The organism is Flavobacterium sp. KACC 22761, assembly GCF_034058155.1.
Taxonomy (GTDB): Bacteria; Bacteroidota; Bacteroidia; order Flavobacteriales; family Flavobacteriaceae; genus Flavobacterium.
Genome location: NZ_CP139148.1, coordinates 4,049,811 through 4,062,421, shown reverse-complemented (window position 1 = coordinate 4,062,421; position 12,611 = coordinate 4,049,811). Strand labels below are relative to the sequence as shown.

The following is a 12,611-nucleotide window of genomic DNA, read 5'->3' as shown; positions in this document are numbered from 1 at the left end:
AATCGCTTAAAACAAAAATAATTTTAAAAATTTTCAAATACGCGAAAATTTCGAATTACGGGATATATACCTTAAATGTTCCGTTTTTGTGAAAAAAGATAATTTTTTCTATTTCGTCTTCTTCTGAAGCAAAAACTTGATTTTTTGTCAAAGCAGGATTTTTGGATTCTGTTTTTTCTTTCTCATAATTGATTTGAGAAAATAAATCAATTGCGTCAAAATTATCATTTGAAGAAATAGGAGCGGTCGTTTTTTCTATTTCTGAAATGACAGTCGATTTTTGAATTGGAGTTTCTTCATTGCTTTTTGGAAAAACTCCTTTACCATTTAATAGCCAATACAAATCGACATCGGGAAAAACTTCAAGAATTTTCATGACAAAATCCAAACTTGGTTTGTTTCTTCCAGATAGGAGATGAGACATACTTGAGCGCTGCACGCCAATTTTATCGGCAAAAGATGACGCATTTAAAGTATAATAATCGAGTATAATTTCAAGCCTTTTTACAAAATCATCGATGTTTACCATTGTAAATTATTTTAAAAGATTTACTTGTTTACAAATGTAACAAAAAGAAGCTCAATAAACAATTTTACAGTTGTAAAATATAAAATCGGCATGTAAAATATGAAATTAAAGCTTTATATAAATACATTTAATTTGTTGAAAATAAAAATATTAAATTCTTTTATTTTAAATAATGACATTTGTTAACTCAGCAATTCCAATTCCTTTAAATAAAGCAATGAAAACTGTTTACAATTCTGAATTATTCTTAAATTTAGAAGTTTACAATTGTAAAAATAAAGATGTTTACTTTTGTAAACAAATCAAAACACAATGAATTTAGAAGAATTATTTAACCTAAACAAAGAAGAATCGATATCAGGACGTTACTTGACTTTAGATCATATCGAGCCTTTATTAAATAAATTAAATACGAATAACCAAGTTTCAGTAATTGGAAAATCAGTTTTAGGAGCACCTATATATAAGTACCAAATTGGAACCGGAAAAACTCGCGTTTATCTTTGGTCACAAATGCATGGAAACGAAAGCACAACAACAAAAGCGTTGTTTGACTTTATTAATGTGCTAAACAGCGGTTCAGAGTTTGCTCAAAAAATGCTAAATACTTTTACATTTTTAAGTATCCCTATACTAAATCCTGATGGTGCGAAGTTATATACCCGTGAAAACGCCAATAAAATTGACCTGAATCGTGATTCACAGAATCTGACACAACCTGAAAGTAATGTTTTAAGAGATGTTTTTGAGAGTTTTAAGCCTGATTTCTGTTTTAATCTGCATGACCAAAGAACAATTTTTGGTGCTGGAGAAACTGGAAAACCGGCAACGGTCTCTTTTTTAGCCCCATCTTATAACGAAGAAAGAGAAGTTAACGCAAATAGATTAACAGCTATCAATTTGATTGCAGGAATTAATGATGAGTTACAAAAACATATTCCTGGGCAAATTGGCCGATTTGATGATTCTTTTAATATTAATTGTATTGGTGATACTTTTCAATTTTTAGGCGTTCCGACCATTTTATTTGAAGCAGGGCATTATGCAGGCGATTACGATAGAGAAATAACGCGAAAGTTCATATTTTTCTCACTAATTACGGCATTCGAACTGATTTCCGAAAACGATTTAGTTTATAATAGAATTGGTGATTATTTGAATATTTCACAAAATAAAGTGGTTTTTTATGATTTTATGTATAAAAACATCAAAATAAATTATGATGGTATCGAAATTATTACGAATTTTGTCGCTCAATACAAAGAGGAATTGATTGAAAATAAGATTCATTTCAATGCATACATCGTTGAAGCAGGAGAATTAGAAAATTATTTTGGACATTATGAATATGATGCAAAAGGTGCAGTTTATTCAGACGACCACGGTAATTTTCCGAAATCAAACCAAAAAGCAGACTTTTATTTAAATAAAAATATTAAATTTGTTAACGGGTTGATAAAAAGTTAATTTTTATGTGAATTTGTTGTTTTTTATATATATTTTTATACTTTGTAAGAGCAATTAGTAATATTAATTAAAGAATTATGAGTAAATTTCGTTTAGATGAAGTAGATCACCAGATTTTAGATATGTTAATAGACAATACGAGAGTTCCGTTTACTGACATTGCAAAAAAACTATTGATATCTGCTGGAACAGTACATGTTAGAGTAAAAAAGATGGAGGATGCCGGCATAATAATGGGATCTTCATTAGCCTTAGATTACGATAAATTAGGGTATTCATTTATTGCTTATGTAGGTGTATTCCTTAATAATACGTCTCAAACTAAATTTGTATTAGAGAGAATCAATCAAATTCCATTCGTAACAGTAGCTTCTGTAACGACAGGTAAATTCAACATTTTTTGCAAAATTAGAGCAAAAGATACTAAACACGCAAAAGAAGTTATCTTCATGATCGACGATATCGAAGGTGTTTACAGAACAGAAACTATGATTTCATTAGAAGAAAGTATTAACGATAAGAAGCGTTTGATGCATACTATTTTTAAAAATATGTAATATTTTCTTGAATGCTATATAAAAATATACCTCAAGTTTACTCTTGGGGTTTTTTTATGACTAATTAACCAACCAACTACAACACAATTATGTACACGTTACCAAAAATTGAACGTTTTAATCAAGACGTTCTCTCTAAATACTACATTTATAATAGTGTTTTTATAACCTTGCCGTTTGATTCTATTGACAATACAGGGGTTTTATTGCCTTTGTTTACAGAAACTTGCGAGACAGGATTTAAAAAACAAGAAACACCAAAAGAGATTTTTGATTTTTTCTCAAATAAGTTCCTAAATAATGCTTCTGAGACTGAAAAAATCGATTTAATGTTCCGATTTATTCAATACATAGAACGTCAAATTGTGTTATTTGATGCGATTGAAGATGCCGCTTTTCCAGAAGTAAACAATATGGAAGGACGTGGTTCTTTACGTGATATTAAAGAAAAAACTGACGCAAAAGAAAAAGACGAAGAATTGATCGAGTTTTTAGAAAACTTTAATGTTCGTACCGTTTTGACTGCGCACCCAACTCAGTTTTATCCTGGGCCAGTTTTAGGAATCATCAATGATTTGACTGAAGCAATTCGTCAGAATGATTTGTTGCAGATTAAGCAATTATTGGCACAATTAGGGAAAACTCCTTTTATTCAAAATGTAAAACCAAATCCGTATGATGAAGCGGTGAGCTTGATCTGGTATTTGGAAAATGTGTTCTATGCAACTTCCGGAGAAATTGTGCATTATTTGCAAAAAAATATTTTAAACGGAAGCGCAATTCAAAATCAATTAATCAAACTCGGTTTCTGGCCAGGAGGTGACCGCGACGGAAATCCTTTTGTTACAACAGAAATCACTTTGAAAGTTGCGGATCGTTTGCGTACTTCAATTTTAAAGTGCTATTATGTTGAAATGAGAAATTTAAAGCGTAAGCTAACTTTCTCAGGAGTAGATACTTTAGTTGCTGAACTTGAACATAAACTTTATCGTTCGGTATTTTATTCTAAAGGTGAAATTTTTATCACTTTAGAAGAGTTATTAGCGCAATTGAATAAAATCAGAACTATTATTATTGAAAAACACCAATCTTTATATTTAGACGAATTAGAGGCGCTTTTAGTAAAAATCAATCTTTTTGGATTCCATTTTGCAACTTTAGATATTCGTCAGAACAGTAAAATTCATAACGCTGTATTTAAAGATGTTGTGAATTATTATTTGAATTCTGGTTCAGATATTTTTCCTAAGAACTATTATGAATTGACCGAAGATCAAAAAATTGATGTTTTGTCAAAAGTAAAAGGAACTTTAAATCCGGCTGATTTTGAAAACGAAATTACAAGATCGACGCTGGAATCTGTTCAAGCGATTAAAACAATTCAGCAAAATAATGGAGAAGAAGGAGCTAATCGCTACATTATAAGTAATAACGAAAGCGCCCTGAATGTTATGGAAACTTTCGCGATGATTCGTTTGAACAATTGGGAAAATCCATCAGTTGATATTATTCCGCTTTTTGAATCGGTTGACGATTTGCAGAATGCGCATTCAATCATGGAGCAATTGTATACAAATCCAGAATATTCTAAACATCTTCAAGCGAGAGGAAACAAACAAACCATTATGCTTGGTTTCTCTGACGGAACAAAAGATGGTGGTTATTTGATGGCCAACTGGAGTATTTATCAAGCTAAAATTTCATTGACTGAAATTTCAAGAAAATACGGAATTAAAGCCATTTTCTTTGACGGGCGTGGAGGACCTCCTGCGCGTGGTGGTGGAAAAACGCATAAATTTTACGCTTCTTTAGGTCCGAAAATTGAAAACAACGAAATCCAAATCACCGTTCAAGGTCAGACTATTAGTTCTAATTTTGGAACTTTGGATTCTTGCCGTTACAATATTGAGAATTTATTGACCGCCGGAGTTACTAATCAGGTATTCAAAAAAGAAGAAAACGAGTTAAGCGCTGAAGAAACGCAAATTTTGACGCAATTAGCGAATTTAGGTTATGACAAATATTTGAGTTTTAAAAATCACCCGAAATTTATTCCTTACTTGGAAAAAATGAGTACGCTGAAATATTACTCAAAAACAAATATTGGAAGCCGTCCATCAAAAAGAAACAAATCAGAATCATTAGATTTTGCTGACTTAAGAGCGATTCCATTTGTTGGATCCTGGAGCCAATTAAAACAAAACGTACCAGGTTTTTTTGGTGTAGGTTCTGCTTTGAAATATTTTGAAGAATCTGGACAATGGGAAAAAGTAAGTAATCTTTACCATAATTCTTTATTTTTTAAAACATTGCTTGAAAACAGTATGATGTCATTGGCAAAATCATTCCTGCCATTAACGGCATATATGCGCAAAGACCCTGAATTTGGTGAGTTTTGGCAAATTATCTATGATGAATTTTCAGAGACAAAACGTCTTTTACTTAAAATTGCTGGCCATAAAACATTGATGGAAAATTACCCTGATGGTATAGCTTCAATTCAAATCAGAGAGCGCATTGTACTGCCATTGTTGACAATACAGCAGTATGCTTTATTGAGAATAAACGAATTGAATAAAGAAAAAGAAGCAAACGAAGATTTGATCAAAGTTTATGAAAAAATCGTAACTAGATCGCTTTTCGGAAATACGAATGCAAGTAGAAATTCAGCTTAAAAACAAAAATCATGAATGCAGACCAATTATTAGAAAATGAATATTCTGGCGGATTTGCAACTTATATCCGCGAAGCAGGAAATGTGAATTTGATTGAAGAGTTGGAAATTTCTTTGCATGATTTCATTCGATTTGTGCAAGATATTCCAATGGATAAATTCGACTATCGTTATGCAGAAGGAAAATGGACAATCAAAGAAATCATTCAGCATATTTTAGATTGTGAACGCATTTTTGCGTATCGTGCATTGCGTTTTTCGAGAAATGATAAAACGCCTTTGCCAAGTTTCGAAGAAAATGATTATGCCGAAAATACAAATGCAAACGCAAGAAGCATCCAGGAATTATTGACTGAGCTTTCGGCTTTAAGACACTCAACTTTATTGTTTTATAAAAGCTTATCTGAAGAACAGCTTAAAAGAATTGGAACAGCATCAAACATTCAAATTTCAGTTCGTGCTTTAGGTTTTGCTATCATCGGACATCAAAAACATCATCAAAAAGTTTTTAAGGAAAGATATTTGTAAAGCTTTGAATTTTAAAGATAAAGCAAACCCGACAGGTTTTTAAAACCTGTCGGGTTTCTCTTTTAATAACAATTTCGGCGGAATAAAAAACATCTAGAAATTATTTCAATTCTAGTTTTTTCAATCGTGAAGTAATTGCACCATTATTTCTTCCAAGCAAATTTGCTATTTCTTCAATCTTTTTGCCTTCATTAAAAAGATTTGCAAGTTTTACGTCTTCTGTGGAATCCCATTTTTTATATGCTTCAGTATGAGTTTGGCGAATTTCTTCAACAGAGTACGATTTTTGATTTGCTTGATTATTTAAGTTTCTTTCTATAAAAGCTAATCCAAACCTGATTTTATCGTACGATATTTTTTCTTCAAAATAATCAAAATAGGGCTTTAGAGCATTTGGGTTTTCTAATTCTATTTGAGCTTTTTTGATTTTTTCGATTTCTTCTTCAGAAAGAAATTGGCTTAAATCTAAATTATGGCCATCAACATATAATTTTGCCAAATGCGAAATTACAGTCGTTTGGCTGATGTTTCTTCGTGCTGCAATTTCTTCAACAGAATTTCCGCTTTCGAATAATTCCAATGTTTTTTTATAAGTACTGTCTTTTTTCTCTTTTTTGACAACCGACTTATTTCTTTGAAATTCAATTATGGCATTTATAAATTCAGATCCATATTTTTCTAGTTTTACTTTTCCAACTCCTTCAACAGCAAGAAATTCATCTTCATTCATAGGTCGCATAATCTCCATTTGTCTCAATGCCGCATCACTGAAAATCACATAAGCAGGAACTTCTTCCTCCTTTGCAATTTCATAACGTAATTTTCGCAATGTTTCAAAAAGAGAATTTTTAGCCACTTTAGCTTTTTCTTGTCTGATTTCATTTTTGTCAATTACTTTCTTGACAACAGTTGTAAGTTTTACTTTTTCACCTTCAAACAAAACTTTTTTAGCAAAAGGAGTAAGTAGGATTTTGTTGTGTTGATGAAAAGCAATTTCACAATAACCTAAATTAATAAGTTGAATCAAATATTGATTCCAATCATACCAGGAAATATCAGCTCCAATTCCGTAAGTTTTTAGCGTTTGATAATTTTTTTCGTAGATATATGCGTTTTTCGAGCCTCTTAAAAAATCAACAATTACAGCCAAAGGTTCAGATTCTTGTAAACGCGTAATGGCTGATAATGCTTTTTGCGCGAGAATCGTGCCATCAAAAAAAGTTGGCGGATTTTTACAAATATCGCAGTTTCCGCAATTCTCAGTTACAAGCTCGCCAAAGTAAGAAAGCAAAATTTTTCTGCGACAACTTACAGCATCAGCATATTGCTTCATTCGATCTAATTTTGCCAATTGCACATCTGAATTCAATCCTTCGGAGGCAAATTTTTGAAGCTGAATTACATCGGCATAACTTTCAAACATTATGGTTTCAGCTGGCAATCCGTCACGTCCTGCACGTCCGATTTCTTGATAATAGCCTTCGATATTTTTTGGAAGATTGTAATGAATTACCCAACGAACATTCGATTTATCAATTCCCATTCCGAAAGCAATTGTAGCACAAACCACTTGGCAATCATCATTTATAAATTGGTCTTGAGTATTTGCTCTAGTTTGATTGTCTAAACCTGCGTGATAGGCTTTTGCCTGAATTCCGTTTTTAGATAATTTTTCGGCAAGCTCTTCTGTTGTTTTTCGGCTCAAACAATAAATTATTCCAGATTCATTTGGTTTCTTTTCGATAAAGTCGATAATTTGTTTTATACGATCTAAAGCTGGACGAACTTCCAAACTTAAATTTTTTCTGTCAAAAGAAGCTACAAAGGTTTTTGGATTCCTCAGATTTAGCTGTTTTGTGATATCTGTGCGGGTGGCTTTGTCTGCTGTTGCAGTCAAGGCAAGAATTGGAGTAGAAGGGAAGCGGTTCTTCAAATATCCTAAATTAGTATAAGCAGGCCTGAAATCATGACCCCATGAAGAAATACAATGTGCTTCGTCAATAGCAATCAAACTGATTGTCAGTTCATTAAAAACAATATCAAGATAGGACAAGCTTTCTGGTGCAATATAAACGAGCTTAAAAGAATTTGTTTTTAAACTGTCGATATAAAATTGCTGCTCTTGAGCAGATTGGCTGCTATTGATATAACAAGCGTTAATGCCGTTTGTTTTTAAACTGTCTACTTGATCTTTCATTAATGCGATCAATGGCGAGATCACAATTGTAATTCCTGGCAATACCAAAGCCGGCAATTGAAAACATATTGATTTTCCTCCACCAGTAGGCATAATGGCAAGTGTATCTTGGCCCGAAAGAACTGTATTTATTATCGTTTCTTGATTTGGTCTGAATTTTTCGAATCCAAAATTTTCTTTCAGCTTGGTATGGAGGAGTTCAGTAGTCATATGGCTTTTATGTTTAAAATATAAATTTAAAGAATTTTCTTATATTTTAAAAAATCAGATTAAGTATTACTATGAAATTATTAGTTGTTAAGTCAATAAAAAAAGGAACTCAAAACTGAGTTCCTTGAATTTATTTTTAATATAAATTAATCTTCATCATCTTCGTCATCTTCGTCTGCGATGTCATCACTATCTCTATCGTCATCATCGTCGTCATCTCCTCCATCAGTATCTGGCTTATCAAGATTTTCATCTTCATCATCGTCATCAGCTGCATCATCATCAAGATCAAGACCTTTTACTGGTTCGATTGTATCAACATCAAGATCAATATCGTCATCTTCATCGTAATTTTCAATTCTGTCAGCAAGTTTAGTACTGATTTTTACTAAATAAATAGTGTCTTCGGTGCGAACTTCAACAGCTTCTACTAATTCGTTTTTAGCGTTTCTGAAACGGATTACATCCGAATCGTCATAACCGTCAGGGAATTTTTCAACCAAAAGGTTTAAAATTTCATTGGTCAATTTGGCGTAGTCTACTATAATTCTTTTCATAAAAATATCCTATAAATCTAATAAATATGCAAAAATAAGTGGAGCAACAATTGTAGCATCCGATTCAATAATAAATTTCGGAGTTTTGATATCTAATTTACCCCAAGTGATTTTCTCATTAGGAACTGCCCCTGAATAAGATCCGTAACTTGTTGTAGAATCAGAAATTTGACAGAAATAGCTCCAGAAAGGAACGTCATGCATTTCCATATCTTGGTATAACATTGGTACAACGCAAATTGGGAAATCTCCTGCAATACCACCACCAATTTGGAAGAATCCGATACCATTATCACTATTTTTTGAATACCAGTCAGCAAGGAAAGTCATGTATTCAATACCTGATTTCATTGTTGATGCTTTTAAATCGCCTTTGATTACATATGAAGCAAAAATATTACCCATTGTGCTGTCTTCCCATCCTGGAACGATGATTGGAAGATTTTTTTCAGCAGCAGCATACATCCAGCTGTCTTTTAAGTCGATTTCATAATATTCTTCAAGAACACCAGATAACAACATTTTGTACATGAACTCATGTGGGAAATAACGTTCTCCCTTGTCATCTGCATCTTTCCAGATTTTGTAGATATGCTTTTGCAAACGTCTGAAAGCTTCATGCTCAGGAATACAAGTGTCTGTTACACGGTTTAATCCTCTTTCAAGCAGTGCCCATTCGTCTTCTGGTGTCAAATCACGGTAGTTAGGTACTCTCTCATAATGCGAGTGAGCCACTAAGTTCATGATATCTTCTTCTAGATTGGCTCCAGTACATGAAATAATTTGTACTTTATCTTGTCTAATTATTTCAGCGAAAATTTTACCAATTTCTGCCGTACTCATAGCTCCAGCCATACTTACAAGCATTTTAGCACCATTTGCTAATTGTTGCTCGTACTCTTTAGCTGCATCTACTAGAGAAGCAGAATTAAAGTGCAAATAATGTTTTTCAATAAACTGACTGATTGGTCCTTTCATTTCCTAGTTTTTTTTTGTTTTTTTTGAATTAAAGATTTTAACCTTCTGTGTTGTATGCAAATTAAGCATTTTTAAAATATTAACATTTAATTTGCAGTTGTTTTTTTACATTTTTTTCTTGTATCCTAAAATCTTCAATACATCATCAGAAGTTTGTTGCTCTGAAAACACTTCGGTTGCTAAAATACCGTTTTCATCACGGTCTATTAGAATATGCTTAGGCTGGGGAATTAAGCAGTGGTGCAAACCTCCATATCCACCAATTGTTTCTTGATACGCACCAGTATTAAAGAAACCAATATATAATGGCTTTTCTTTGTTGTATTTAGGCAAATAAATGGCGTTCATATTTTGTTCTGAATTGTAATAATCGTCACTATCGCAAGTCAGTCCACCTAATAAAACCCGTTCGTAAGTATCATTCCAGCGATTGATTGCCAGCATGATAAAACGTTTATTTATTGCCCAAGTATCAGGCAAAGTAGTTATGAACGATGAATCGATCATATTCCATTTTTCTCTATCATTTTGTTGTTTTTGATACAAAATCTGATAAATCGCGCCACCGCTTTCGCCAACCGTAAACGAACCAAATTCTGTAAAGATATTTGGAACATCAACTTCAGCTTCTTCACAAGCAATTTTAATTTGATTGATGATTTCATCAATCATATATTGATAATCATATTCAAAGGCAAGTGAGTTTTTGATTGGGAAACCACCACCAATGTTCAAGCCATCTAGAGTAGGGCATTCCTTTTTTAGTGCAATGTAAACTTTGATACATTTTACCAACTCATTCCAATAATATGAGGTATCATTGATTCCAGTATTAATGAAAAAGTGAAGCATTTTAAGCTCAAGTTTGTCATTTTCCTGGATTTGTTTTTTATAGAACGAAACTATGTTTTTATAACCAATTCCTAATCTTGAAGTATAAAACTCAAATTTAGGCTCTTCCTCAGCAGCGATACGAATTCCAATCTTGAATTTTCCTTTGATTTCGCCTTGAAGCAAATCAAGTTCTTCGTAATTATCAATAATCGGAATAGTGTTTTTATGTCCGTTATTAATTAATCTTGCAATATTCGTAATGTATTCGTCTCTTTTAAAACCGTTGCAAATTACATAAGTACTTTTATTGATTTTGCCGTTTTCAAGTAAATTCTCCACAATGTTAACATCAAATGCAGATGATGTTTCGATGTGAATGTTATTCTTGAAAGCTTCATTCATAATGTATTCAAAATGAGAGCTTTTTGTGCAATAACAGTAGTAGTATTTTGCTTCATATTTATTCTTTTCCATTGCTTTTCTGAACCAAGATTTTGCCTTGTTGATGTTTTCAGAAATTTGAGGCAAATAAGTAAACTTTAATGGTGTACCATATTGTTCAACCAATTTCATTAAATCAATATTATGAAATTGAAGATTGTCTTTGTTTAGTTTAAATTCCTCCTGTGGAAAATAGTATGTTTGGTTTATTAGATCAGAATATTTTGTATTCATTTAGTTTTCAATATTTTAATTTGTATTTAAATTTAGTAAAATCGGCACTAAATTTAAAATTCAAACTCTAATATTGGCAAAAATAATGGGCAGCTTTTCGTGTTCTGCTCGTGAACATAAAAAAACATCAAAACAAAACGGACTTTTGCTATTATAAAAACGATTCAACATTCTTAGTAAAGAACTGTTGAGTCTGTTTCTGTAAGAGCTGAAATGTCTTTGCTTTCTGTTTGTTTTCATCGAGGCAAATGTAAAAAATAATATATACCTAAAGCAATGCTTTTGATTAAAAAATATTTAAGATTTATAATCCTGAAACGCTTCTAGAATTAATTTATTTTCAACAGATTGGTTGATTTTTATTTTTCCGATTCCTTCAATCAATGCAAATTGAATTAATCCGTATTCATTTTTTTTGTCATGAATCAGCAATTCTAATATCGGATCGATGTCATTTTCTTCAAAAATTACATCATCATATATACCTTTAATTATTGTTTTTATTTCTCTGTATTCCTCTTGAGAAATCAAACCTTTTTGAAGTGAAATGTAACTTTCTAAAATCATGCCAACTGCAATCGCTTCTCCATGCAATAATGTAGTTTTTTCTTCACTCTCCAAGAAATAACCTTCGATAGCGTGACCTAAAGTATGCCCGAAATTTAAAGCTTTACGGATGTTTTTCTCCGTTGGATCCTGAACCACAATTTCATTTTTAATTTCAACCGAACGATAAATCAATTGATCCAATTCGTCAAAAACAATTGATTTTAAGTCTGAAAACTGTCTCCAATACGGTGCATCATATATTAAACCATGTTTCAGCATTTCTGCCAAACCAGAACGCATTTCGCTTTGCGGCAAAGTTTCTAGATATGTTGTGTCAATCAAAACCATTTGAGGCACGTTGATCACTCCAATTTGATTTTTAAGATTTCCTAAGTCAACTCCCGTTTTTCCTCCAACAGAAGCATCAACCATAGATAATAAAGTAGTTGGTACATTTATAAAATCTACGCCTCTTTTAAAAGTAGAAGCAACAAAACCACCTAAATCAGTAACAACGCCACCTCCTACATTAATAATAAGTGTTTTTCTGTCGGCACCCAGTTCTGTCAATATATTCCAGATTTCAATACAAGTTTCAATATTTTTATTTGCTTCGCCAGCTTCAAATTCAATGATTTCGATCGCTAAATCTGTTTCTAAAAGCGGAATGAATTTAGGCAAACAGTGTTCGTTTGTTTGATCATCAACAATTATAAATATATTGGAGTATTTATTTTCTTTCAAATGTTTATTTAAAGCTTCGTAAGCATTTTGGTTGAAATGAACGAAATAATTATTGGCTTGAATCGATTTCATAATTTGCAAGTTAATTGAAACCGCAAAATAAGGCATTTTT

At 32.0% G+C, this 12,611-nt stretch carries 10 protein-coding genes; 4 read left to right on the top strand and 6 right to left on the bottom strand.

Translation table 11 applies throughout. The features are described 5' to 3' along the window. Positions 1-55: 55 nt before the first annotated feature. Complete coding sequence (locus tag SCB73_RS17575) at positions 56-529, bottom strand: helix-turn-helix domain-containing protein (protein ID WP_320567490.1); 474 nt, start codon at positions 527-529, stop codon at positions 56-58. A 312-nt stretch (positions 530-841) separates the two neighbouring features. Between SCB73_RS17575 and SCB73_RS17570 the strand changes: the two genes are divergently transcribed. The 4 genes from SCB73_RS17570 to SCB73_RS17555 all read left to right on the top strand — a co-directional run bounded on the left by SCB73_RS17570 (position 842) and on the right by SCB73_RS17555 (position 5,755). After that, the gene (locus tag SCB73_RS17570) at positions 842-1,996 is read left to right on the top strand and encodes a M14 family metallopeptidase (RefSeq protein ID WP_320567489.1); all 1,155 of its coding nucleotides are present in this window, start codon (positions 842-844) and stop codon (positions 1,994-1,996) included. Positions 1,997-2,073: 77 nt separating this feature from the next. Next, on the top strand, positions 2,074-2,553 hold the full coding sequence (locus SCB73_RS17565; protein WP_007805990.1) for an Lrp/AsnC family transcriptional regulator: 480 nt from the start codon (positions 2,074-2,076) through the stop codon (positions 2,551-2,553). 89 nt (positions 2,554-2,642) lie between these two features. Further along, on the top strand, positions 2,643-5,228 hold the full coding sequence (locus SCB73_RS17560; protein WP_320567488.1) for a phosphoenolpyruvate carboxylase: 2,586 nt from the start codon (positions 2,643-2,645) through the stop codon (positions 5,226-5,228). An 11-nt stretch (positions 5,229-5,239) separates the two neighbouring features. Then, the gene (locus SCB73_RS17555; protein WP_320567487.1) at positions 5,240-5,755 is read left to right on the top strand and encodes a DinB family protein; all 516 of its coding nucleotides are present in this window, start codon (positions 5,240-5,242) and stop codon (positions 5,753-5,755) included. Positions 5,756-5,855: 100 nt separating this feature from the next. On the opposite strand, the gene recQ is transcribed toward SCB73_RS17555, so the two are convergent. The 5 genes from recQ to aroB form a co-directional block, all read right to left on the bottom strand. Then, positions 5,856-8,162 carry a DNA helicase RecQ gene (recQ, locus tag SCB73_RS17550; protein ID WP_320567486.1) on the bottom strand — a complete coding sequence of 769 codons (2,307 nt, stop codon included), beginning with the start codon at positions 8,160-8,162 and terminating at the stop codon, positions 5,856-5,858. A gap of 146 nt (positions 8,163-8,308) precedes the next feature. Then, complete coding sequence (locus SCB73_RS17545) at positions 8,309-8,719, bottom strand: DNA primase (protein WP_320567485.1); 411 nt, start codon at positions 8,717-8,719, stop codon at positions 8,309-8,311. Positions 8,720-8,728: 9 nt separating this feature from the next. Beyond that, positions 8,729-9,697 carry a deoxyhypusine synthase family protein gene (locus SCB73_RS17540; RefSeq protein ID WP_026728690.1) on the bottom strand — a complete coding sequence of 323 codons (969 nt, stop codon included), beginning with the start codon at positions 9,695-9,697 and terminating at the stop codon, positions 8,729-8,731. Between the two features lie 105 nt (positions 9,698-9,802). Further along, positions 9,803-11,206 (bottom strand): type III PLP-dependent enzyme domain-containing protein, encoded by a 1,404-nt coding sequence (locus SCB73_RS17535; RefSeq protein WP_026728689.1) that lies wholly within the window; start codon positions 11,204-11,206, stop codon positions 9,803-9,805. Between the two features lie 297 nt (positions 11,207-11,503). Next, a complete protein-coding gene (aroB, locus tag SCB73_RS17530) occupies positions 11,504-12,571 on the bottom strand; it encodes a 3-dehydroquinate synthase (protein ID WP_320567484.1) in 1,068 nt (355 codons plus the stop codon). Positions 12,572-12,611 lie beyond the last annotated feature (40 nt).